This window comes from Alicycliphilus denitrificans K601, assembly GCF_000204645.1.
Lineage (GTDB): Bacteria > Pseudomonadota > Gammaproteobacteria > Burkholderiales > Burkholderiaceae_C > Alicycliphilus > Alicycliphilus denitrificans.
In genome coordinates this window covers 1690763-1712309 of record NC_015422.1, presented here as the reverse complement: position 1 = coordinate 1712309, position 21547 = coordinate 1690763, and the positions used below count along the sequence as shown (strand labels likewise).

General features: G+C 63.6%; 25 protein-coding genes. 11 read left to right on the top strand and 14 right to left on the bottom strand.

Annotated features, from left to right (window positions below):
* Positions 1–13 precede the first annotated feature (13 nt).
* Complete coding sequence (uvrC, locus tag ALIDE2_RS08100) at positions 14–1972, bottom strand: excinuclease ABC subunit UvrC (protein WP_013519707.1); 1959 nt, start codon at positions 1970–1972, stop codon at positions 14–16.
* A 124-nt stretch (positions 1973–2096) separates the two neighbouring features.
* Complete coding sequence (locus tag ALIDE2_RS08095; RefSeq protein ID WP_013519708.1) at positions 2097–2726, bottom strand: DUF6806 family protein; 630 nt, start codon at positions 2724–2726, stop codon at positions 2097–2099.
* A gap of 248 nt (positions 2727–2974) precedes the next feature.
* Between ALIDE2_RS08095 and ALIDE2_RS08090 the strand changes: the two genes are divergently transcribed.
* The 7 genes from ALIDE2_RS08090 (at position 2975) to ALIDE2_RS24280 (ending at position 7967) form a co-directional block, all read left to right on the top strand.
* On the top strand, positions 2975–4177 hold the full coding sequence (locus ALIDE2_RS08090; protein ID WP_011805818.1) for a tyrosine-type recombinase/integrase: 1203 nt from the start codon (positions 2975–2977) through the stop codon (positions 4175–4177).
* A 139-nt stretch (positions 4178–4316) separates the two neighbouring features.
* Positions 4317–4700, top strand: a complete 384-nt coding sequence (locus ALIDE2_RS08085; protein WP_011805819.1) for a type II toxin-antitoxin system RelE/ParE family toxin — start codon at positions 4317–4319, stop codon at positions 4698–4700.
* Complete coding sequence (locus tag ALIDE2_RS08080; protein WP_011805820.1) at positions 4684–4986, top strand: helix-turn-helix domain-containing protein; 303 nt, start codon at positions 4684–4686, stop codon at positions 4984–4986. Before ALIDE2_RS08085 ends, ALIDE2_RS08080 begins: the two co-directional genes overlap by 17 nt.
* A gap of 88 nt (positions 4987–5074) precedes the next feature.
* Positions 5075–5542, top strand: coding sequence for a TIR domain-containing protein (locus ALIDE2_RS08075; protein ID WP_013721787.1), 468 nt, complete (start codon positions 5075–5077; stop codon positions 5540–5542).
* Complete coding sequence (locus ALIDE2_RS24285; protein ID WP_011805822.1) at positions 5542–6168, top strand: Nmad2 family putative nucleotide modification protein; 627 nt, start codon at positions 5542–5544, stop codon at positions 6166–6168. The genes ALIDE2_RS08075 and ALIDE2_RS24285 overlap by 1 nt, the downstream gene beginning before the upstream one ends.
* A gap of 3 nt (positions 6169–6171) precedes the next feature.
* Entirely contained in the window at positions 6172–7308 is a 1137-nt protein-coding gene (locus tag ALIDE2_RS08070) for a nucleoside triphosphate pyrophosphohydrolase family protein (RefSeq protein WP_011805823.1), read from the top strand.
* The gene (locus ALIDE2_RS24280) at positions 7305–7967 is read left to right on the top strand and encodes a uracil-DNA glycosylase (RefSeq protein WP_011805824.1); all 663 of its coding nucleotides are present in this window, start codon (positions 7305–7307) and stop codon (positions 7965–7967) included. The genes ALIDE2_RS08070 and ALIDE2_RS24280 overlap by 4 nt, the downstream gene beginning before the upstream one ends.
* 16 nt (positions 7968–7983) lie before the next feature.
* Here the strand turns inward: ALIDE2_RS24280 and ALIDE2_RS24275 are convergent, their stop codons facing one another.
* From ALIDE2_RS24275 to ALIDE2_RS24265, 3 genes are read right to left on the bottom strand one after another with little or no spacing between them, the layout of a single operon-like run.
* Complete coding sequence (locus ALIDE2_RS24275) at positions 7984–8469, bottom strand: TIR domain-containing protein (RefSeq protein WP_011805825.1); 486 nt, start codon at positions 8467–8469, stop codon at positions 7984–7986.
* 41 nt (positions 8470–8510) lie between these two features.
* Complete coding sequence (locus tag ALIDE2_RS24270; protein WP_013721786.1) at positions 8511–9098, bottom strand: SLOG domain-containing protein; 588 nt, start codon at positions 9096–9098, stop codon at positions 8511–8513.
* 3 nt (positions 9099–9101) lie between these two features.
* The gene (locus ALIDE2_RS24265; RefSeq protein ID WP_013721785.1) at positions 9102–10244 is read right to left on the bottom strand and encodes a toll/interleukin-1 receptor domain-containing protein; all 1143 of its coding nucleotides are present in this window, start codon (positions 10242–10244) and stop codon (positions 9102–9104) included.
* Between the two features lie 412 nt (positions 10245–10656).
* On the opposite strand from ALIDE2_RS24265, the gene radC reads away from it, so the two are divergent.
* Positions 10657–11163 carry a RadC family protein gene (gene radC, locus ALIDE2_RS08060; RefSeq protein ID WP_013721784.1) on the top strand — a complete coding sequence of 169 codons (507 nt, stop codon included), beginning with the start codon at positions 10657–10659 and terminating at the stop codon, positions 11161–11163.
* 281 nt (positions 11164–11444) lie between these two features.
* A complete protein-coding gene (locus ALIDE2_RS08055; protein ID WP_013721783.1) occupies positions 11445–11795 on the top strand; it encodes a DUF2958 domain-containing protein in 351 nt (116 codons plus the stop codon).
* Between the two features lie 30 nt (positions 11796–11825).
* Here ALIDE2_RS08055 and ALIDE2_RS08050 read toward each other — a convergent pair whose 3' ends face one another.
* Positions 11826–12494 carry a DUF6988 family protein gene (locus tag ALIDE2_RS08050; RefSeq protein ID WP_013721782.1) on the bottom strand — a complete coding sequence of 223 codons (669 nt, stop codon included), beginning with the start codon at positions 12492–12494 and terminating at the stop codon, positions 11826–11828.
* A 526-nt stretch (positions 12495–13020) separates the two neighbouring features.
* Here ALIDE2_RS08050 and ALIDE2_RS08045 point away from each other — a divergent pair.
* Complete coding sequence (locus ALIDE2_RS08045; protein ID WP_013721781.1) at positions 13021–13845, top strand: DUF932 domain-containing protein; 825 nt, start codon at positions 13021–13023, stop codon at positions 13843–13845.
* 77 nt (positions 13846–13922) lie between these two features.
* Positions 13923–15974 carry a ParB/RepB/Spo0J family partition protein gene (locus tag ALIDE2_RS08040; protein ID WP_013721780.1) on the top strand — a complete coding sequence of 684 codons (2052 nt, stop codon included), beginning with the start codon at positions 13923–13925 and terminating at the stop codon, positions 15972–15974.
* A 207-nt stretch (positions 15975–16181) separates the two neighbouring features.
* Here ALIDE2_RS08040 and ALIDE2_RS08035 read toward each other — a convergent pair whose 3' ends face one another.
* The 8 genes from ALIDE2_RS08035 to ALIDE2_RS08000 form a co-directional block, all read right to left on the bottom strand.
* Positions 16182–16700, bottom strand: coding sequence for a GNAT family N-acetyltransferase (locus tag ALIDE2_RS08035; RefSeq protein ID WP_023980163.1), 519 nt, complete (start codon positions 16698–16700; stop codon positions 16182–16184).
* A gap of 17 nt (positions 16701–16717) precedes the next feature.
* Positions 16718–17947 carry a chromate efflux transporter gene (gene chrA / locus ALIDE2_RS08030; protein WP_003107233.1) on the bottom strand — a complete coding sequence of 410 codons (1230 nt, stop codon included), beginning with the start codon at positions 17945–17947 and terminating at the stop codon, positions 16718–16720.
* Positions 17944–18273 (bottom strand): PadR family transcriptional regulator, encoded by a 330-nt coding sequence (locus ALIDE2_RS08025; protein WP_015014846.1) that lies wholly within the window; start codon positions 18271–18273, stop codon positions 17944–17946. The genes chrA and ALIDE2_RS08025 overlap by 4 nt, the downstream gene beginning before the upstream one ends.
* Before the next feature lie 71 nt (positions 18274–18344).
* Entirely contained in the window at positions 18345–18767 is a 423-nt protein-coding gene (gene arsC / locus ALIDE2_RS08020; RefSeq protein ID WP_013721779.1) for an arsenate reductase (glutaredoxin), read from the bottom strand.
* 17 nt (positions 18768–18784) lie between these two features.
* Positions 18785–19870 carry an ACR3 family arsenite efflux transporter gene (arsB, locus tag ALIDE2_RS08015; protein ID WP_013721778.1) on the bottom strand — a complete coding sequence of 362 codons (1086 nt, stop codon included), beginning with the start codon at positions 19868–19870 and terminating at the stop codon, positions 18785–18787.
* A gap of 10 nt (positions 19871–19880) precedes the next feature.
* A complete protein-coding gene (locus tag ALIDE2_RS08010) occupies positions 19881–20378 on the bottom strand; it encodes an arsenate reductase ArsC (RefSeq protein ID WP_013721777.1) in 498 nt (165 codons plus the stop codon).
* A 12-nt stretch (positions 20379–20390) separates the two neighbouring features.
* Positions 20391–20861 carry an ArsI/CadI family heavy metal resistance metalloenzyme gene (locus tag ALIDE2_RS08005; protein ID WP_003107243.1) on the bottom strand — a complete coding sequence of 157 codons (471 nt, stop codon included), beginning with the start codon at positions 20859–20861 and terminating at the stop codon, positions 20391–20393.
* 13 nt (positions 20862–20874) lie between these two features.
* A complete protein-coding gene (locus ALIDE2_RS08000; RefSeq protein ID WP_013721776.1) occupies positions 20875–21204 on the bottom strand; it encodes an ArsR/SmtB family transcription factor in 330 nt (109 codons plus the stop codon).
* Between the last annotated feature and the right edge of the window lie 343 nt (positions 21205–21547).

Below are 21547 nucleotides of genomic sequence, written 5' to 3'. Positions count from 1 at the left end.
CCGCGGCGGCAACTCAGCGCAAGGCGCGGTAGATTTCCTCGGCTAGGCCATGGGAGATGCCTTCCACCGTCGCCAGGTCTTCCACGCTCGCGTCGGCCACGCCGCGCACGCCGCCGAAGCGCTGCAGCAGGCGCGCGCGCTTCTTGGGCCCCACCCCGGGAATGTCCTCCAGCCGGCTGCCGCCCGTGCGCGCCCTGGCGCGGGCCGCGCGCATGCCGGTGATGGCGAAGCGGTGCGCCTCGTCGCGGATCTGGGCCACGAGCATCAGCGCCGCCGAGTCGCGGCCGAGATAGACCTTCTCGCGCCCGTCGGCGAACACCAGTTCCTCCAGGCCCACCTTGCGCCCCTCGCCCTTTTCCACGCCCACGATGCGCGAGACGTCCAGCCCCAGCTCCGTGAACACCTCGCGCGCCATGCTCACCTGTCCCTTGCCGCCGTCGACCAGCACCAGGTCGGGCAGGCGCGCACGCTTGTCGGACACCTCGGCGCCGCCTGCCTCGCGCTGCGCCTCGGCCACCTTGCTGTAGCGCCGCGTCAACACCTGGCGCATGGCGGCGTAGTCGTCCCCGCCGGTGATGCCGTCGATCTTGAAGCGGCGGTATTCGCTGCCCTGCATCTTGTGGTGATGGAACACCACGCACGAGGCCTGCGTGGCCTCGCCTGCGGTATGCGAGATGTCGAAACACTCGATCGTGAACCGATCCAGGTCCTCGGCGTCCAGGTCCAGCGCCTCGGCCAGGGCGCGCGTGCGCGCCTGCTGCGAGCCTTCCTCGGCCAGCAGCCGGGCCAGCTGGATCTCGGCATTCTGTTGCGCCATCTCCAGCCACGCGCGGCGCTGCTCGCGCGGCTGGCGCACCGCGGTCACGCGCACGCCGCTCTGCTCCGACAAGGCCTCCAGCAGCCGCTGCTCCACCGGCAGGCTGGTGATCAGCGTGGGCGGCACGGGCACGCCCAGGTAGTGCTGGGCCATGAAGGCTTCGAGCACCTGCGCCTCCACGGGGCAATCGGGCTGCGCCGCTCCTGCGCCCTCTTCCTGATCCTCCAACTGGAACACGCCCGCGGCGTCTTCGACATGCACGGGAAAATAGGCCCTGTCCCCCAGGTGGCGGCCGCCGCGCACCATGGCCAGGTTCACGCAGGCGCGCCCGCCTGCCACCTTCACGGCGAGGATGTCCACGTCCTTGTCCGAGACGCTCTCCACGGCCTGCTGGTGCAGCACGCGCGACAGCGCCGTGATCTGGTTGCGCACCTCGGCCGCCAGCTCGAACTCCAGCCGCTCGGAGTGCGCCAGCATGCGCCGCTCCAACTCCTGGAGCAGTTCCTGCGTTTCGCCGCGCAGCAGGGCCTCGGCGCTGCGCACGTCGCCGGCGTAGCCCTCGGGCGAAATCAGCCCCACGCAGGGCGCCGTGCAGCGCTTGATCTGGTAGAGCAGGCAGGGGCGCGTGCGATTGGCGAACACCGTGTCCTCGCAGGTGCGCAGGCGAAACACCTTCTGCAACAGCTGGATGGTCTCCTTGACTGCCCAGGCTCCCGGATAGGGGCCGAAGTAGCGGTGGCGCTTGTCCACCGATCCCCGGTAATACGCGATACGCGGATAGCGCTGGCCCGGCGCGTCGCCCTCGCCGTCCTTTTCGGCCACGCCGGTGATCTTGAGATAGGGGTAGCTCTTGTCGTCGCGAAACAGGATGTTGTACTTGGGGCCGAGCGACTTGATGAGGTTGTTTTCCAGCAGCAGCGCCTCGGCCTCGGAGCGCACCACCGTCGTTTCCAGGCGCGCTATCTTGCCCACCATGTGGCCGATGCGCGTGCCGCCATGCTGCTTGGCGAAGTAGCTGCTGACGCGCTTTTTCAGGTTGCGGGCCTTGCCCACGTACAGCAGCACGCCCTGCGCGTCGAAATAGCGGTACACCCCGGGCAGCGGAGGCAGGGCCGCCACCTGAGCGAGCAGTTCATCGGAGTGCGTTGCGGACATGGCGCTATTGTGGGCGTGGCAACAGTCCGTCGAGGGCGGAGCAGGCAGGCCCCGCGCTACCAGCCAAGAAGCGAGGCCTGCCCTGGTGCGGCAGCCGGTGCCGCCGCGCCACCGTGAATGCGGATCAATGCAGGTGGCGCGGGCGGCGGCCGCCGCCATGGCCGCTGCCGCCCTGCCCGCCAAGGCCGCGCGGAGGCTTGCCGATCTCCAGCGAGTTCACCAGCGCGTCGAACCGCTGCGAGAACAGCTTGTCGATCTCCGAAACCACCCCTCCCAGCTGCGAGCCGTCGAAGTGGCGCTCCATGAGGTTGATCACGTCCTGCACCAGCAGGTCGCGCTGCACCTGCATGATGGCCGCGGGCGTGGGCCCCACGAACAGCATCACGAAATCGTCGCGCGCGTCCTCGTCCTCGGGCGCCTCTTCCTCATCGAACTCGGTGTCGTAGAAGGTCACCTCGATGGCCGCGCCCTGCTCGGCCAGCTCGTTGAGGCTCATGCACATCTCATCGAGCGACTGGCGGAAATCCTCATCCCCGCTCACCGTCCAGCACATCTGGAGCACATGCTCCTTGGCGTCGAACTGGATGCCCGGCTCCTCCTCGTAGGCGCTGGCCGCGCCATCGGCAAGCGAGCGCGCCCCGGCGTATTTCCACAGCGGCTTGAGCGCCTCCTGGATCTGGTTGAAGTCCACATCGGCCCGCAGCTGCACCTGGCCGTGGACATGGATTTCAAAAGGAGCAGTGTAATGTGACATATCGAATCTTCATGGTGCCCCGAGCCGGGGTCGAACCGGCACGCCCCTTTGCAGGAAGCGGCGGATTTTAAGCCAGAGCATGGCATCCGCACCGGGCTAACGATGGACTTTGATGAGGCTTGCTGTAACAGGTTTTCCCCGAGGCCAGTGCCTTCGATCATATCCCGGTGCGCGATGCAAACCGCCCCGGTTCCCCTCCGCCTGGCTCCTAGCCGGCCCCTGGAATCGGGGCCTTTCAGGAGCACCTCATGGCGAAGATCAAACTCACCAAGTCCGTCGTTGACACGGCGCAGGCGCAAACCTGCGATGTGGAACTCCGGGATACGCTCGTTCCGGGCTTCTTGTGCAAGATAACACCAACGGGCCGCAAGGTCTTCATGGTTCAGTACCGCACGAACTCCGGCGTGCGGCGCAAGCCGGCACTCGGCCAGTTCGGCGAGCTGACGGTCGAACAGGCCCGGTCGCTGGCCCAAGACTGGCTGGCCGAAGTCCGGCGCGGGGGCGATCCCGGACTCGACAAGGCCGAAGCCCGCAAGGCGCCGACGGTCAAGGAACTGTGCGGCCGGTTCATGGATGACCACTCCAAGCCGCACAACAAGCCCAGCACCCAGGCCAGCTACCAGTACCAGATCGACAACTTCGTCATCCCAGCCTTCGGCAGCAAGAAGGTTCACGAGGTCACGCGCCACGACATCACCGCGCTGATGAAGCGCATGGAGAGGTCCCCCACGCAGGCCAACCGCGTACTGTCGCTCGTCCGCAAGATGTTCAACCTGGCCGAACTGTGGGGCTACCGGCCCGATGGCTCCAATCCTTGCCGTCACGTACCCAAGTACCCGGAGAAAGGCTCGACCCGCCTTATCACCGACGAGCAGATGGTCAGCCTGTTCGCCTACTTGGACAAAGCCGAGGCCGAGGGCCTGGAACATCCCATCTATCTGCTGGCCGTCCGGCTGCAATTCGAGTTCGCGGCCCGCATGTCGGAGATCCTGCTGTTGCAGTGGGATTGGCTCGACTTGCCCAATGGCCGGGTTGTCTGGCCGGACAGCAAGACGGGCGATATGTCCAAGCCGTTGAGCGAGGAAGCCCGCCGGTTGCTGACGAATGCACCTCGCTACGGCAATTCGCCCTACGTATGCCCGGCCATCCTCGACCATGACAAGCCGCTCGGCCCCCATTCCTACTATCAGGCGTGGCGCCGAATCCTTGATCGCGCCGGCGTGCCGAAGGTTGGCACCCACGGCATACGCCACCGCTCAGCGACCGACATTGCCAATTCCGGCATCCCCGTCAAGGTCGGCATGGCGCTAACCGCGCACAAGACCGTGGCGATGTTCATGCGCTACGTCCACACCGAGGACGACCCGGTGCGTAAGGCAGCCGAGTTGGTAGCCAGCCGGCGCAAGTCGGTCGTCGGCACGCGGCAAGAACCCAAAGAGGTGACCGCATGATCGGTGACCAGTGCCTCGGCATGTCGGCCCTGATTGCCGTGTCGCCGTTACGCCAATCGGCTCGGCAGCCCTCCCCGCCCGTGCATCGCACTGGGGACTGGAAAAGTATGCCCGTTACGGGTATAGTTTGGAGGTCAAGATGACCCACGTCCTCAAGCGGAAGGACTTTGCACGGTGGCAGGCGGGCGAAAAGCTGCCTGATGCTGCCTTGTGCAAGGCGGTTCAAGAGATGGAAAGCGGTCTGATTGACGCGGACTTGGGCGGCTTCCTCTACAAGAAGCGGGTTGCCCGATCCGGCGGCGGCAAGAGCGGCGGCTACCGCACGCTGCTGTCGGCCCGGATCGGCAGCCGCTACGTATTCCTGCATGGGTTCCCCAAGAGCGACAAGGCGAATATCACGCAGGACGAGAAGAAGGCGCTGCAATTCGCCGGCAAGGTGTTCCTGGAACTGTCCGCCGAGGCTTTGTCGAAGGCGTTGCACTCGGGCGTGTTATTGGAGGTGCATTGTGAGCAAGATCATTGAATCCCTGCGTGGCGACCTGGCTGCGCTCCACGAAGCGGGAGCGATCGGCAAGGTGACGATGCGCGAGTTCGACGCGATCTGCCCGCCGCCGGTGCGGGAGTTCAGTGCTGCCGACATCAAACACCTGCGCGAACGGTTGAAGTTCAGCCAGCCGGTGTTCGCACTTCACCTGCACACCACCGCGTCGACCGTGCGAAAGTGGGAGCAAGGCGAAACCCATCCCACCGGGCCGGCCCTCAAGCTGCTCAACGTCATCGCCGACAAGGGTTTGCAGGCAATTATTTGATCAAGGCAAACGGGTCAGCATTTCCTGCCACAGCGGCCGAAAACACAGTTACGATCTTCAAACCATGTAAGAACAATGGAGGTGACAGGTGGCAGAGAAAAGGAACGTGTTCATCAGCCATGTCCATAAGGACGATCACGGACTCCAGAAGCTGAAGGATCTGTTAGCTCCAAAAGGGATCGAGGTCAGGGATTCCTCCATCCATACAGGGAAGTTCAACAATGCCACCGATGAGCACTACATAAAGACGCAGATCCTTGCCCCTGCCATCAACTGGGCTGGAGTGTTCATTTGCTACGTTTCGCCCCAGACCAAGAATAGCGATTGGGTGAACTGGGAAATCGAATATGCGGCCAAACAGGGCAAGCGCATTGTCGGTGTTTGGGAGCATGGCGAGAAGGAATGCGACCTTCCAGAGGCCCTGAAAGAATATGCCGACGCCTTGGTTGGGTGGAACGGCGATGCGATCATTGACGCGATCAACGGGAAGGACTCGTGGGAAAAGCCAGACGGTGGTGCCTGCGACCCGGTTCCACTCAAGCGGCATCCCTGCTGATGGCTCGCATTCACTCCTATGTGGTGCGATACGACAGTGGTTTCGCGCCCAACCCTTTCTATGGCTACTGCACGCTTGCGACCTGCAAACCCAATATCCGCCGATCCGCTGACATCGGTGATTGGGTGGTCGGCAGTGGCAGCAATGATAGAACTGTCCGACGTGGCGGGCGTCTCGTGTACGCGATGCGCGTTACCGAGGCGATGACATTCGACGAATATGGCGCAGATCCACGGTTTGAATACAAGATGCCGTACCGCAATGGGAGTCGGAAGCAAAGTTGCGGGGACAACATCTACTTCAGGGCCGCGCCTGGAGCCGCTTGGCAGCAGCGAGACTCATTTCATTCCCGCCCCAATGGCACGCTCAACCCGGACCATGTTGCCCGTGATACGGGCGTCAACAGGGTCCTGATCAGTAATGATTTTGTGTACTTCGGGGGCGAGGGTCCGGAATTTCCCGAGGAACTGAAAGACCAGCAAGATCGGCCCTTATGCAAAACGGGAATAGGTCTAACCACCTTTGACGATGCGCAACTGATTGCGAACCTTGAGAAATGGATTCGCAGCTTTGACGTGAGCGGTTATCAGGGCGCTCCATTCGAATGGCTGACTCTTCGCAGGTGACCGATGAAAAAGGAAGGCTCCCTCTTGCTCTCGGATTACGCTGCGGAAATTGCAGCCACAGACGTACTCAACCCGAATGACTTCAATCCTGTCCTCCAAGGTCTATACGGAGAAGTCGGCGGAATAATGGCTACGGCCAAGAAAAGTGTTCGAGAGAGAACGGCTTACCCGGGTTTCAAGAAGGCGGCAGAAGAAGAGTTTGGCGACACCCTCTGGTATTTGGCTGCAATCTGCAGGCGCCTGCAGATTCCTCTCGAAGAGATATTCTCGGAAGCTGCGAACCACGGAAACTTCAAGAATGTGGGCGCTGCAAGTGACATCACCGAAGGTGCGTTAGCCTATATCGCTGTGCCTGTCGCCGCGACTGCTTCGTTGGATGCCACCTTGGTGCGTTTGGGGCAGTCAGCGGCAGCGCTACTTGGAAGTACGCCTGCACGCGCAGACTTGATTGCTTTCGCACGGGCTTACCTGGATGCAATTCATGCGGCCGAACTTGCGTTCTCTGAGGTGGCTCGCGGAAATCTCCGGAAAGCTCGCGGCGCGTTCTTGGAGCCGCAGGCAGAAGACCTGGCTGGCCTTGATTTCGACAGTGAGTTTGGAATTGAGGAACAGCTACCCAGGGATTTCAAAATCCGGGTCAATCAGCGAGGCAGTGGCAAGAGTTACCTCCAATGGAAGGGCGTATTCATTGGAGACCCTCTGACGGACAACATTGCCGATCGCGATGGCTACCGGTTCCATGATGTCTTCCACTTTGCTTATGCAGCAATCCTGCACTGGTCACCTGTGATGCGGGCATTGATCAAGCACAAGCGAAAGAGCAATCCGAAATACGATGAAGAGCAGGACAGTGGTCGGGCCATCGTCGTGGAAGAAGGGCTTTCAGCGTGGATTTTCTCCAGAGCCAAGGAGCTGAATTTCTTCGAGAATCAGGAAAAGGTCTCACTTGGGGTTCTCAAGACCATTGGTGAGTTCGTGAGTGGTTACGAAGTGGAGAAATGTCCGCTAAAGCTCTGGGAAAAGGCAATCCTGGATGGCTATGCTGTCTTTCGCCAGCTCAAGGAAAATCAAGGCGGCTGGATCATTGGAAACCGAGAACAACGCACCATCAAATACATGCCACTTGAGTCTGAAAAATGAAGATCCACCCGTTCGTTGATGCAGTTGCTTCTCTGCAGTTCGAAGACTGCTTCAATCCGTATTCGGATCGTTGTGAAGTTCATGATCGACGCGATGCACCACGTCGCCGTGCTGCTGCACTGTCCGCCATGTTGCGTCGTGCAACCGAGGAACCCGTAGACGCGATATGGATTGGACGAGACCTCGGATATCGCGGAGGACGCCGCACTGGGTTAGCCCTGACCGACGACCTTCACATAAGCCAGCACGCTAGGCGTTGGAATCTCGACCAGGTCGCCGAACGGCCGACGATAGGCAGTGCTGTGGCCGAACGAACCGCCGCGGTCATATGGGGCATGCTGGAACATATTGATGCCCGCATCTTCCTCTGGAACGTTTTCCCTCTGCATCCGCACGAATCAGGAGATCCGTTCACCAACCGGCAGCACAACGCGCGTGAGAGGCGAGCCGGCGAAGAACTGCTCCAACAGCTCATTGTCTTGCTACGTCCCTCTCGCATCGTCGCCATCGGCAACGATGCCGCCGCTGCGGCCCATCGCATCACGGATTCCGTACCCGTGATTTGCGTGAGGCATCCTAGCTATGGAGGACAGACCCAGTTCCAGAGGCAAATCTCGGAGCTCTATGGGCGCCCCATGAGCACTGGGTCGTTGTTTTGACGAGAGGCTTGGCTTCTTAGCGCGCAGCGATCGCCGCTTCAATCCAGCCCGACAGGTTGTCACTGATGTGGTTATAGGCCGCACTGCTCGTGGCCCCTGGTGGATCGTACATGCGGACGACGGTGGATAGCTTTCTACCGTCGTTCAAGGTAAATGAGTCAAATGGATTGGCCCCGGCAACTGATGGTTGCTGGTTGTGGTCCAGCAGCTTATGGACTCGTATCCCTAAGAGTCCCTTGCCACTATTCCATGACTGCTCAATCTCATATCGAATCCAGGGGCGATTCGCCGTTTCGGCTCCGACCAGAACAATTGTGCATGTCCGTCCTTGCAGCTGATCGTCGATCCAGCGCTTGATTGCGGCCTCGCCGCCTCGCTTCACTTCTTCCCATTTGTTATCGCTTGCTGGTTGGTTGCCCTCAACAACACCAATATTCCGTATCTTGGAGGCGCGCCAACTGTCGCGTTGATAGTGGAAGCTATAGAAGATTTTCCGTGGCATGGCGAGTCCTTTGTTGGATCATGTAAATCTGCAGAGGAGACTCAACTCGCTGCACCTTGAATGTTCAATGCGAGGTGCGTGTGAAAGAGTTGCGCGAAGTCCACATCACCAAGATCCGCATCGGCGAAATAACCTTGATCTTTGGCCAAGTTCAAGGCCGCCCCGCCTGGCGACGGTACGGGCAGAACTTTGGCGGCGGGGTGGAATTGCCTGAAGAGTTCATGCTCGGCTTCCACTCCTTCCATGCCGCCGATGAAAACAGCGGCAACGAGATCATCGCGCGACAGCATTTCTTCCCGCATTAGCAGCAGGCTCGCCTCTCTGTCACCGGCAACTGCATTGGTGAATACTACATTGTGAAAACGGTCGTTTTCTTCCGGGTAACGATCCTTGAAGAACGTGCTCTGATACAGAACCACGGCCCCAGAATAATCGACACCCAAATCCTCACAAATGCTCCAGATCATAGGCGTGATAGCGGGATGGCCTCCCCACACGATCTTGTGCTGACGAATGACGGCCATGACCAGTTCCCTCACAGCGCATTGGATGAGGAATGGATTGGCGGTCTCGTGATACGAGCCGCGGCCGACAAGTGGGACACTGGCTGAAAGGAAGATTGCGCTCACGATTCAGGCCTCCCAGTCCGCAAATTGCCATCCAGCTTCGCTGGCTTTGACCCACCGCGCAGAGTGGATATGCTGGCCCAGCCAGTCCAAATGCCCCAGCCACCGGGGATGCAAGCCAACATGATCGTAAACGACGGCAACCGATTGATCTGGCGAATTGGTGGATGCGTCATGCAACGTGGTCGACGTGGGGACACCAACTGTTGGGTAGACGACGACATTCCGGCCATCCGGCAGTCGGATATAGACCGCCTTGTTCGGTCCAACGCCGACAAGTTGACCGCCAATCGTTTGAATAGCGTTGCGCAAATTGCTCACTAGATTGACGGAACGGACCGCATGGCTTTGGCTGCGAACTTCTTCGAGCTGTAGACAGATTCGCTCCACAGCGCTGTCCGCGAGGCGTCCTGTGGCCGCATCCACTTCGTCGGGCAACAATTCTGCGCGACTGGCGGTGGCTGTTCGCGCAGATGGCGTGCAGTCTGGCCAGCCAACCCGTAAGACGCTGATGCCTTTCGCCAGAGCGCGTCCGAACTCTGCGCTTGTCCAGCGGCTTTCAAAGTAGCCTGGCGTGTCAAGCATCACAAGAACGTCGGAATCGCAAAGGCGATGCCATAGCATCGTCTGAAAATCTTCCGCAGGTGGAATCCCATGCGTATCGAGAAACACATCGAATAGCCGAGCAGATAAGGCGTCAAAGAGCTGCAAGGCTGCCTCACGGGCTTCGCCCCGGCGGTAACTTACGAACACTCGACGCTGGCGAGGTAGCAACCCCGCACACTCAAGTAAAGCGGTCGCGACACGCTGTGACCCGTTGGCGGCATAGGCTAAGCAGTTGAGAGGTCGCAGTAATTCAGGAATCTCTGCGTTAACTCGATTGACGTCGGATGCTATCGGCAGTAGCGGGATGCCTCGCTCCAGCAACTTCGCCACGTTGGCGAGAGGTGGATTGTCGCCCCCGAAAAATACTGCAGCGGATGAGCGCTGTTGGTCGGGGTTAAACGCTTCCGGGCGCACCTCCCATCCAACTTCATGTCCTAGTCGCAAGTTGAACATGCCTACGGCAGTTCCGACGATTTCTTCAAGCTCAGAAATCTGGGCGTCGGTTGGCGAACCAAGCACTGCAAGTTGATAGAGGGCGGCCATGCTCTTCCTTGTGATTTCAGTGTTCTCGCCTATCTGACCTTACGAAACCCAATGCGGGAATCTCCTTCAAAGATAGCCGATTTCGGGCGTCCCCGGTCGTGCCGCGCTGTCGTGCTACGCATCAAGCCCCGCTGCGCGAGTCTCGCCCCTGCGGGCTTCCATCGTTCCCTCGCGACGCTCGGCTGACGCCTCCGGCCCTGCTGGGCCTGCGCGCTCCGCTTGCCAGGGTTCGTGTATGGCATGGGGCGGTCTTGCTGTTTCCCTTCACCGTACCACGGCGTTCTCGCCGTCAAGGGCGGCGCGCGCCATGCGCGCTTGCGTCCTGGCGGCCGTCTGCGACCCCTGACTGCTTGCGCTGCGCCGTGCTGGCACCGGTTCCGGGCAATTCCGCCCGAGCAACCGGAGCACGATCATGTCGCAACTGACCCTCACTCTCGACACCCCGCTGATGGTGCGCGATGGCCGTGGGCGCTATCGGCTGGCGGACGCCGACCAGATTCTGGAAGCCGCGCGCCAGGTCATCGAACAGAAGATGCAGCGCGGCGAGGCGTTCACTTCGCCGGAGGCGGTGAAGGACTACCTGCGCGCCAAGCTGGCCGGCTTCGAGCACGAAGTCTTCGCGGTGTTGTTCCTCGACACGCGCCATCGGCTGATCGACTACGTGGAGATGTTCCGCGGCACGATCGACGCCGCCGAGGTGCATCCGCGCGAGGTGGTGAAGCAGGCGCTGCGGCTCAATGCGGCGGCGGTCATCGTTTCGCACAACCATCCGAGCGGAAACTCCGAGCCGAGCGCGGCCGACAAGGCGATGACCTCGCAGCTTCGGCAGGCGCTGGCGCTGGTGGACATTCGCACGCTGGATCACGTCATCGTTGCGGGGACTCGCACCACGTCATTCGCCGAACGCGGCCTGCTTTGACCATTGGGGGCTTCGGCCCCCTTTTTGCTGCGCCCGGCGGCGCGACTCCGGCCCTCGCGGGCCTGCGCGTGCTGCGCACTTGCCGAAAACCCGGGTGCGTGGAGGTGCGAGGGAGGCGGTCTTGCTGTTCCCTTCATCGTGCCACGGCGTTCTCGCCGTCAAGGGCTGCGCGCCGATGGCGCTTGCGTCCTGGCGGCCGTCGTTGACCCCTGACTGCTTGCGCTGCGCCGTGCCCCGGAAGGGTCGGGCAATTCCGCCCGGCTTCCTTTCAGGAGTTCACCATGAACAACGCACTCATCACCGACGAGCAGCGCATCGTGTTGCTGGCCAACGGCCGCGAATCCTTGGAGAACCCGGACTTCGATCCGGCCCCCGTGGTCAAGCTGTTCACGCCGGACGCCGGCGCGACCTGGCTGCTGACCGAGATTGATCCCGATGACCACGACCACGCCTTTGGGCTGTGCGATTTGGGCCTGGGGATGCCGGAAATCGGCTGGGTCAGCCTGCAGGAGCTGGCGGCCGTGCGCGGGCGGCTCGGGTTGCCGGTCGAACGCGATCTGCACTTCCGTGCCGAGAAGCGCCTGAGTGCCTATGCGCGCGATGCGCGGCTGGCCGGGCGGATCATCGAATGATTTCGCGCGGGGCGTCGCAAGATGCCTCGTTCAAGGTTTCAGGAGATCCGGCAGGCAGTCGGCGAATGCCGGCTGGATCTTACTCACGGGCTTGGCCACGGCCTCGTCGCCGGTGAGGACTGCCATCGTCATGCCGGTCATGGTCGTCAGACCGTTCGAGCTGCGCAGTACCTGTAGCGCAAGATCGACCGGGAAGCCGTCGGCACTGCGCCGCAGTGGATGAATGCCGCCATGCACGAACGAGTTCATGCCGTGCCAGGTCACATCCTTGAAATGCGAAAGCATTTGGTGCGCAGCCGCCGGCGCGCCTTGTCCGACTCGCTTGCCGATCTGCTCAATCATTTCGCTGGCGCCAGGCAAGTTCTTGGCCGCCTGTTCGCTCTGCAGCGTCAGTGGCGCCAGCAGCTTGTCGATCGCTGCGTCGCTGGCTGCGTAGAGCAGCCACATTGCCCGCGTCAGGGCCTCGAACTGCAGGCGCATGAGGCCGACGGCGGACGAGGGTAGTCGCAGCGCCATCAATGCTCGCATCGCTGTTGCATGCTCCATAGCGACCAGGCACATGCCAAGAGCTGACTCGCCACGGGGCGATCCATCGAAATCGGCGTCGCCCAGTAGTTCATCCAGACGTTCGTGCAAGGCATTGGAGCGGTGGAGCATGTGCTCCAAACGATCGTCGTTGTTGATGATGGTTTCCTCCATAGAGGGATCGTAGGACAGTCGTGCGTCCCCGGCCAAGAAACATGGCCGGTCGCGCTGTCGTGCTGCGCATCGAGCCTCGCTACGCGAGTCTCGCCCCCTTCGGGCTTCCATCGTTCCCTCGCTCCGCTCGGCTGACGCCTCCGGCCCGGATTCCTAGATCCGGGCCTGCGCGCTTCGCTTGCCGTGCGGTCGGCGTATTGAGGGGCCGTGGCCATGTCCAGCCGTCTCCCCTGACTTCATCACCTTCACCGCGACTGTAGCCCGCGGCCGTGTGCCGTCAAGGCGCGCAGGGCCGTGTCCTCGGCTGCGCCTGCGGGCCGCACCCACCCTGCGCTTGCCTCCTTGACGGCCCCCGTCCGCGCGCTCCTGACCGTCGCGGGCGATGAACTCAGGAAAGACGGTGGCAACAGGGCCAACCGGGTTCCTCGTGCCGACCGCACCGAACAGCCGAAAGGCTGGGCTTCCGAATCTAGGAATCCGGTATGCGGTGAACAGCAAACCTTTTTTCTTTGTCAGGAGAAATGCTATGCAAATCGCATCCCGCTTCGCTTCCCGTTCCCCGGTGCTGCGTTCGGAACGTCCCTTGTCGGATGACCAAATCCGGGCCGTGGCCCCGTCCATCTTCGCGGAGGCACCGCACGAAAGCCGCTCCGAGCGGTACAGCTACATCCCCACCGCAACCGTGCTGCAAGAACTGCGCGGGGAAGGCTTCGAGCCCTTCATGGTGACGCAAACCCGCGTGCGCCACGACGACCGCCGCGACTACACCAAGCACATGATCCGGCTGCGCCATGCCAGCCAGATCAACGGACGCGAGGCCAACGAAATCATCCTGCTGAACTCCCATGACGGCACCAGCAGCTATCAGATGCTGGCCGGGATGTTTCGCTTCGTTTGCAGCAATGGCCTTGTCTGCGGCGACACCGTGGCCGACGTGCGCGTGCCGCACAAGGGCGACGTAGCAGCCCACGTCATCGAAGGCGCTTACGAAGTCCTGCACGGCTTCGACCGGGCGCAGGAATCGCGCGATGCCATGCGCGCCATCACGCTGGACGCCGGGGAATCGGAAGTGTTCGCCCGTGCTGCGCTGGCGTTGAAGTACGACGAGGACAAGCCCGCGCCCATCACGGAATCGCAAATCCTGATGCCGCGCCGCCACGACGACGACCGCCGCGACCTGTGGAGCGTGTTCAACCGCACGCAGGAGAACTTGACCAAAGGCGGCCTGTCCGCCCGCGCAGCGAATGGCCGCCGCCAGACCACCCGGCCCGTGCAGGGCATCGACCAAAGCGTGCGCCTGAATCGCGCCCTGTGGCTGCTGGCCGATGGCCTGCGCCAGTTGAAAGCCTGAATCCCCACGCGGCAGGGGCAGGCAGCAGCCCTTGCCGCTTCTCTCGCTGCTGCATCCCACCGCTAGGAGAAATCACCATGAACGCCGTACTCAAAACCGAAGCCGTCGCCATCGAAGCCGCCTCACCGCTGGAAGTGGCCGACCCGGCCAAGAACCTGATCTTGGTTCCGTTGTCGCAACTGTTGCCGCGCCGCTCCAAGCGCAACGTCCGCACGACCCCGCGCCAGTCCATCCCCGAACTGGCCGCGAGCATTGCCCGCATCGGCCTGCTGCAAAACCTGATCGTCATCCTTTCCGCCGATGGCGAGGCTTACGAGGTGGTGGCAGGCGACCGCCGCCTGACCGCCTTGAAGCTGCTGGCGAAGAAGATGCGCATCCCTACCGACTACGAAGTGCCGTGCCTGCTGGTGGCCGATGCGTCCGCCCGTACCGTCAGCCTCGCGGAGAACGTGCAGCGCGAGAACATGCACCCCGCCGACCAGTTCGCGGCCTTCGCCGCGCTGGTCAAGGAAGGCCGACCCATCGAGGACATAGCCGCCGACTTCGGCGTGTCCCCGCTGGTGGTGCAGCGCCGCTTGAAGCTGGCGAACGTCTCGCCGCGCCTCATGGCCGACTACCGGGCCGGTGGCGTGACGCTGGAACAGTTGATGGCCTTGACCATCACCGATGACCACGCCGCGCAGGAAGCGGCGTTCTATGGTGCGCCGGAATGGCAGCGCAGCCCGTCCAAGCTGCGCGAGCGCCTGACCGAGCGCGAAATCGACGCCACGCACGCGCTGGTGCGCTTCGTCGGGCTGGACGCCTACCAGCAGGCAGGCGGCGGCATCCGCCGCGACCTGTTCGCGGAAGGCGATGCCGGAACCTACCTCACCGATACCGCAGTGCTGGAAACGCTGGTGCGCGACAAGCTGGCAACGCTGGCCGAGGACGTGCGCGCCGAGGGCTGGGCATGGGTGGAGGCCGTACCGCATCTGGCCTACGAGGAACGGCAGGCGTTCCAGAACGCCCCGCGCCACCGCCGCGAGCCGACCACCCGCGAGGCCCGCCGCATCGCCTCGCTGGAAACCCGCCTCGAAAAGATCGACGCCGAACTGGAAGAAGCTTGCGACGCCGAGGACGAGGCCAAGGCCGAGAAGCTGGAACAGCGTCGCGATCAGGTGGTCGGCGAACTGCAAGACGCGGAGGACGCCTTGCACGGCTATGCCCCCGATGTGCGCGAGGTGGCCGGTGCCATCGTCACCATCGACCGCAACGGCGAAGCCGTCATTCATCGCGGCCTGCTGCGCGAAGCCGAGGCGAAGGCGCTGCGCACGCTGGAAAAGCTGCGGCGCGGTTTCGGCAGCACCGAAGGCGAAGCCGCCAACGACGAGCACGAGGACGCCGACGACGCGCCCAAGGCCGCGAGCCTGTCCGACCGGCTGGCGCAGTGGTTGAGCGCCCATCGCACGGCGGCGCTGCAAATCGAAGTCGCACGGCATCCGCACGTCGCGCTGGCCGCGCTGGTGCATGGCATGGTGCAGACCGTCTTGCAGGAAAGCCACTACGGCCACGACCTGCCGCTCGGCGTGAGCCTGAAAGTGCAAGACCGACTGGAAGGCATGGCCCCGGACTGGCCGGAATCGCCCGCCGCCGTGGCGCTGCGCGAACTGCAACAGGTCGCCGGTGAAGCCTTGCCGGAGGACAACGCCGAACTATTCGCCGCGCTGCTGGCGAAGCCGCAAGACGAACTGGTGCGGCTGCTGGCCGTGTGCGTGGCTTCCACGGTGGACGTGGTGACGCCTCGCGCCACGCCGCACCAGCCCGGCGCGGAACTGGCGCAGGCCGTGGGCCTCGACATGGCTGCATGGTGGAAGCCGACCGCAGAAGGCTACTTCAAGCACGTTTCCAAGGCCGTGATTCTGGATGCCGTGGGCGCGTTTGCACCGGAATTCGTCACCCGGCTGGCGAAGCTCAAGAAGGCCGACATTGCCAGCGAGGCCGAGCGGCTGGCCGATGGCACCGGCTGGATGCCCGCCATCTTCAAGGCCGAAGGCCCGCAGGAGGCCGCGCAGGAAGAAGGCCCGGAGCAGGACGCCCCGGAGGATACCGAGGCAATGGCGGATGAACCCGCCGAGGCACTGGCCGCTTGACCCGCGCCGAAGGCAAGCGCCCCGGCCTCGACCGGGGCGCTTCGCTTTGTGTGGTGGCGCATCGAGACGAAGGAATAACCGCGATCAGCACCGCGCCCAGGCCGTTCCGCCCTGGGCGCGGTGGACGCGAAATCCGGGTGCGACAGTGGCCGCGCCCGGTGTTCAAGGCCAATAGCCGAATTAAAACGCCGCCGCCTTCGCGCTGGCTCAGGCGGCGGCGTTGAAGGCATCGCTGTAGTGCGCGATGCCTTCCGGCACTGTCCCATGCAGGGCCAGCGCCATGAAATAGCCGGGCGGCACGCCCGGCAGTTGCAAGCCCGCATGGGCCTGGAAGCCAAAGCGCGTGTAGTACGTTGGATCTCCCAGCAGCACGCAGCCTGCGGCCTGCATAGCCCGCAGTTCAGACAGCGCCTGTTCCATCAGGCGCGAACCGATGCCTCGCCCCTGCCTTGGCGGCAGGACGGAGATCGGCCCCAACCCATACCAGCCCTCGGTCTTTCGCCTGTGCTCATGGGTGATCGTTACTGGCGACAGCGCGACGTGACCGACGACGCGCCCATGTTCTTCGGCCACGATGGAAAGCGTCAGTTCGTTGGCGGCACGCAAGGCGCGCACGATGAATTGCTCGGTGTGGCTGGTGTGTGGTGCATCAGCGAAGGCGGCGGTCGTGACCGCTTCGATGGCGGCAATGTCGTCGGCGGTTTCGTGTCGGAGCTGGATGGTCAGGGTGTGCCACATGAGATTCAGACGCCCATCGCCATGACCCAGCCCACCAGCCCGGCTAACAGCACCACGAGCGCCGGCGGCACGCGCCCCACCGTCAGCAGTCCGAACGAGAGCAGCGCCAGCCCAAAATCCGCCTTGCTGTGGATGGCACTCGTCCATACCGGGTCATAGAGGGCGGACACCAGAATACCGACCACGCCGGCGTTGATGCCGGCCATGGCCGTCTGGATGCCCGCGCGGTGGCGCAGCCCTTCCCAGAACGGCAGTGCACCGACCAGCATGAAAAAAGCGGGGAGGAAGATCGTGCCCAGGAGTGCCAGCCCGCCGATCCAGCCATGCAGCGGTCCGTGGGCGACCGCGCCGAGGTAGGCCGAGAAAGTGAACAGCGGCCCCGGCACGGCCTGCGCCGCACCGTAGCCGGCCAGGAAGTCGGCATTGCTCACGACGCCGCTGGGCACCACCGAGGCCTGCAGCAGCGGCAGCACAACGTGTCCACCGCCGAAGACCAGTGCACCGGAGCGGTACACCCCTTCCAGCAGGGCTATCGTGGACGAGTCCGTGGCTGCCGCCCACAGGGGCAGCCCGACGAGCGGTGCGGCAAACAGCAGCAGCGCCACGATGCCCAGCTTGCGCGAGACGGGGTAGCTGTGGGCGTGGCCGCCGCCGGGTTGCGCGATCTTCAATGTCCACCAGCCCAGCAGCCCTGCCACCGCGATGGCGGCAAGCTGTCCCGCGGCCGAGGGCAGGACCATGGTCAGCAGCGCCGCCAGAATGGCCAGCGCGGCGCGCGGCCGGTCCGGGCACAACGACTTGGCCATCCCCCAGACCGCTTGCGCCACGATGGCCACGGCGACGACCTTGAGCCCGTGCACCCAGCCGGACTGGGCCAGCCCCTGGTACTCGGCGATGCCAAAGGCGAACAGGATCAGCGCAATCGCCGATGGCAAGGTGAATCCGGCCCAGGCCGCCAGCAGCCCCAGCCAGCCCGCGCGGCCCAACCCCAGCGCCATACCGACCTGGCTGCTGGCCGGCCCCGGCAGGAACTGGCACAGGGCGACCAGATCGGAGTAGCTGCGGTCATCCAGCCAGCGGCGACGCTCGACGAACTCCGAGCGGAAATAGCCCAGATGCGCGATCGGCCCGCCGAAGGAGGTCAGCCCCAGCTTGAGGAAGGCGCCGAAGACTTCGACGGGTGAGCCGCGCGCGGCAGCGGCCTCATGCTGCAAGGTGTTGGTGGAATCTGTCATTTGTGCATCGCCTCCCCGGTGAACTCCCGGATGCGGTCCTTGGCCAGCGCCAAGCCTTCCTTGCCCTTGGGCGTGATCGTGTAGAGCTTGCGCACGGTGCGCCCTTCACGCTCCTGGCGGGAGACGAGGTAGCCGTCGCGCTCCATCTTGTGCAGCATCGGGTACAGCGTTCCGGGGGAGAGGCGGTAGCCGTGGTGGGCCAGCTCGTCGATCATCCATTGCCCGTAGATCTCCTGCTCGGCTGCGTGGTGCAGCACATGCAGGCGGATCAGCCCCGACAGCAGGTCGTGGTGCTCCATGGCACGTGGAGTAGGCTTCTCTTTCATATCGAATATCGATAACGAAATTCGATAATACCAGCCTCACTTCAGATTGCCTGCCGCTTATGCGGGAGGTCTCAGACCCTGCGACCCTCCGCATCCACCACGGCTTCGCCGTCTTCCTTGCGGAACGCGCCGCGCTGCGGCTGCGGCAGGATGTCCAGCACGGCCTCCGAAGGCCGGCACAGGCGCGTGCCCAGCGGCGTGACCACAATGGGCCGGTTGATGAGGATGGGATGCTGGAGCATGAAGTCGATCAACCGGTCATCGCCCCACTGCGGGTCGCCCAGGCCCAGTTCGGCATAGGGCGTGCCTTTCTCGCGCAGCACGGCGCGCGCCGATACGCCCATTGCGGCGATCAGCACCATCAGCGTCGCCCGATCGGGCGGGGTCTTCAGGTACTCGATGACCGTGGGCTCCTCGCCGCTGTTGCGGATCAGGGCCAGCACGTTGCGCGAGGTGCCGCAGTCGGGATTGTGGTAGATCGTGACGGTGCTCATGGGAGTGACCTGGTTGGTTATCGGGTGGCGGAGTTCGGGCCGCATTCGTACCAGCCGCGCGAGCGGTTGACCACGCGCACGACCAGCAGCATCACGGGTACCTCGATCAGCACGCCGACCACGGTGGCCAACGCCGCGCCGGACTGGAAGCCGAACAGGCTGATGGCGGCGGCCACGGCCAGCTCGAAGAAGTTGGAGGCACCAATCAGCGCCGAGGGACAGGCAATGTTGTGCTGCTCGCCCAGCCGACGGTTGAGCCAGTAGGCCAACCCGGAGTTGAAGAACACCTGGATCAGGATCGGCACCGCCAACATGGCGATCACCAGCGGCTGGCGGATGATGGCCTCGCCCTGGAAGGCGAACAGCAGCACCAGCGTGAGCAGCAGCGCCGCGATCGACAGAGGGCCGATGCGCTCCAGCGCCCGGTCGAAGGCGGCTTGGCCCTTGCTCAGCAACGCGCGGCGCCAGAGCTGGGCCAGGATGACCGGAATCACGATGTACAGACCGACCGATACCAGTAAGGTGTCCCACGGCACCGTAATGGACGATAAGCCCAGTAGCAGGCCCACGATTGGGGCGAAGGCGAAGACCATGATGGTGTCGTTCAGCGCCACCTGCGACAGCGTGAACACAGGATCGCCCCCGGTCAGCCGGCTCCAGACGAACACCATTGCCGTGCAGGGTGCGGCGGCCAGCAGGATCAGGCCCGCGACATAGCTGTCGAGCTGGTCGGAGGGCAGCCACTGCGCGAAGACCTGGCGGATGAAGATCCAGGCGAGTAGCGCCATCGAGAAGGGTTTGACGGCCCAGTTGACGAACAGCGTCACGCCGATGCCGCGCCAATGCTGCTTGACTTGGCCGAGAGCGCCGAAGTCCACCTTGAGCAGCATGGGAATGATCATCACCCAGATCAGCAGGCCCACCGGCAGGTTGACCTGCGCGATCTCCATGCGGCCGATGGCATGGAACACGCTGGGCGCGAACTGGCCGAGCGCGATACCGGCGACGATGCACAGCAGTACCCACACGCTCAGGTAGCGCTCGAAGACGCTCATGGTGGGGGCGGCCGGCACGCGGCTGGCCGTTTGGGTTCCAACACTCATCGCGCAGACCTCACTTCGTGCCGATGCTGCGCAGCTCGTGCTGCAGCGACATGGCATCCAGGCGTTGCATCGGCAGCGACAGGAATAGCTCGATGCGCCGGCGCAAGGTCAGCGCCGCATCCGTGAATGCCTTGCGCTTCTGTTCGTCGGTGCCCTCGACGGCTGCGGGATCAGGCACACCCCAATGCGCCGACATCGGGCGTCCCGGCCACACGGGGCAGACCTCGCCGGCGGCGTTGTCGCAGACCGTGAAGATGAAATCCAGCTCCGGCGCACCGGGCGCCGCGAACTCGTCCCAGTTCTTGCTGCGGTAGCCGGCGGTCGGCATGTGCAGCCGCTCCAGCGTGGCGAGCGCCAGTGGGTGGACTTCGCCCTTGGGGTGGCTGCCCGCCGAGTAGGCGCGAAAGCGCCCCTGGCCCAATTCATTGAGGATGCCTTCGGCCAGGATGGAGCGGGCCGAGTTACCCGTGCAGATGAACAGGGCGTTGTAGGTCTTGTCGGTGGTCATGGGTATCTCACATCAGCAGCAGGAGGAAGCCGGCTTCACCGCAACGCCCACCGGCTTGCCGCGCACCGGGGTACAGCACGCTGCGGCGGAAGTCGCTGCAGGCGCCGCTTCGTTAAAGACCGGAATGTTGCCCAGCGTGTGGAAGTGCTCCCAGGCCACGCCCTGCGGATCGGTGATCCAGTGCTTCTCGCTGCGCGCGTAGCAGCAGGTCGTGGTGCCCTCGTCCAGCAGCGTCATGTCGGCCGCCTCGGCGCGGGCCTTCAGCACCGCCAATTCCTCGGCATCGTCGGTCTGGATACCCAGGTGGTCGATGCCCGGCTTGTTGCCACGTGTGGAGATGGCGAAGTTGACCGGCGGGTCTTCGAGCATCCATTTGGCGTAGTCGCCTTCGACGCGCGCGGGCTGCGCGGCGAACAGTTGGGAATAGAAGCCGATGCTGCGGTTCAGGTCATCGACGTGCAGGTGGACGTGAAAGCGCTTCATGGGGGTGATCCTTTCAGCAGGAAGTACAGGCAGAGGAGGATTCGGTGACCTCGCACGCGCCGCCCTGGCAGCAGTGCTCGGTCAGATAGCCGAGCAGCCCATTCATCTTGGTGAAGTCGGCGCGGTAGATCAGGTTGCGGCCCTGCTGCTCGATGGTGACCAGGCCGGCATGGGCCAGTTCTTTCAGGTGGAAGGACAGGGAGTTGCGGGCCACGTCGAGCTGGTCGGCGAGGACGCTGGGTGTCAGCCCTTCGGGGCCGGCGACCACCAGGGCGCGGAACACGCGCAGCCGCTGGGTATGGGCCAGGGCGCCGAGGGCGGAAATGGCTTGGGTCTCGTTCATGATTCGATAATACAACATTTATTGAATCATTGGCAAAACGCTTCAATTGAATGGAGCCTGCGCGCTTGCGAGGCTTGACTTTCAAGACAGTTGCTCACGCCTTCGCGCCTGCGGCGCTGCGCGCTTCGCTTGCCTCCAGGGGAAAGCCCTGCGGGCTATCCCCGCCGCGCGCAGCTTGGCGCCCCTCGATGTGGCCGAACCGGCTGCGCCGGATCGGCCCGTCCAGCGCCCCGCCGCGATGAACGGGGCGCTGGCGAACACGCTGGCGCTTGCTGCGGCAGGTTGTGCAGGTGCGTGCCGTCCTCAACGCTGGCGGTTCCTGCCCATCACGTCACGAAGGACG

Bases quoted from the DNA above. Each gene is read 5' to 3' on its own strand.
- uvrC (WP_013519707.1), bottom strand. From the start codon at position 1,972: ATGTCCGCAACGCACTCCGATGAACTGCTCGCTCAGGTGGCGGCCCTG.
- ALIDE2_RS08095 (WP_013519708.1), bottom strand. From the start codon at position 2,726: ATGTCACATTACACTGCTCCTTTTGAAATCCATGTCCACGGCCAGGTG.
- ALIDE2_RS08090 (WP_011805818.1), top strand. From the start codon at position 2,975: ATGGCGAAGATCAAACTCACCAAGTCCGTCGTTGACACGGCGCAGGCG.
- ALIDE2_RS08085 (WP_011805819.1), top strand. From the start codon at position 4,317: ATGACCCACGTCCTCAAGCGGAAGGACTTTGCACGGTGGCAGGCGGGC.
- ALIDE2_RS24285 (WP_011805822.1), top strand. From the start codon at position 5,542: ATGGCTCGCATTCACTCCTATGTGGTGCGATACGACAGTGGTTTCGCG.
- ALIDE2_RS08070 (WP_011805823.1), top strand. From the start codon at position 6,172: ATGAAAAAGGAAGGCTCCCTCTTGCTCTCGGATTACGCTGCGGAAATT.
- ALIDE2_RS24280 (WP_011805824.1), top strand. From the start codon at position 7,305: ATGAAGATCCACCCGTTCGTTGATGCAGTTGCTTCTCTGCAGTTCGAA.
- ALIDE2_RS24275 (WP_011805825.1), bottom strand. From the start codon at position 8,469: ATGCCACGGAAAATCTTCTATAGCTTCCACTATCAACGCGACAGTTGG.
- ALIDE2_RS24265 (WP_013721785.1), bottom strand. From the start codon at position 10,244: ATGGCCGCCCTCTATCAACTTGCAGTGCTTGGTTCGCCAACCGACGCC.
- radC (WP_013721784.1), top strand. From the start codon at position 10,657: ATGTCGCAACTGACCCTCACTCTCGACACCCCGCTGATGGTGCGCGAT.
- ALIDE2_RS08055 (WP_013721783.1), top strand. From the start codon at position 11,445: ATGAACAACGCACTCATCACCGACGAGCAGCGCATCGTGTTGCTGGCC.
- ALIDE2_RS08050 (WP_013721782.1), bottom strand. From the start codon at position 12,494: ATGGAGGAAACCATCATCAACAACGACGATCGTTTGGAGCACATGCTC.
- ALIDE2_RS08045 (WP_013721781.1), top strand. From the start codon at position 13,021: ATGCAAATCGCATCCCGCTTCGCTTCCCGTTCCCCGGTGCTGCGTTCG.
- ALIDE2_RS08040 (WP_013721780.1), top strand. From the start codon at position 13,923: ATGAACGCCGTACTCAAAACCGAAGCCGTCGCCATCGAAGCCGCCTCA.
- chrA (WP_003107233.1), bottom strand. From the start codon at position 17,947: ATGACAGATTCCACCAACACCTTGCAGCATGAGGCCGCTGCCGCGCGC.
- ALIDE2_RS08025 (WP_015014846.1), bottom strand. From the start codon at position 18,273: ATGAAAGAGAAGCCTACTCCACGTGCCATGGAGCACCACGACCTGCTG.
- arsC (WP_013721779.1), bottom strand. From the start codon at position 18,767: ATGAGCACCGTCACGATCTACCACAATCCCGACTGCGGCACCTCGCGC.
- arsB (WP_013721778.1), bottom strand. From the start codon at position 19,870: ATGAGTGTTGGAACCCAAACGGCCAGCCGCGTGCCGGCCGCCCCCACC.
- ALIDE2_RS08010 (WP_013721777.1), bottom strand. From the start codon at position 20,378: ATGACCACCGACAAGACCTACAACGCCCTGTTCATCTGCACGGGTAAC.
- ALIDE2_RS08005 (WP_003107243.1), bottom strand. From the start codon at position 20,861: ATGAAGCGCTTTCACGTCCACCTGCACGTCGATGACCTGAACCGCAGC.
- ALIDE2_RS08000 (WP_013721776.1), bottom strand. From the start codon at position 21,204: ATGAACGAGACCCAAGCCATTTCCGCCCTCGGCGCCCTGGCCCATACC.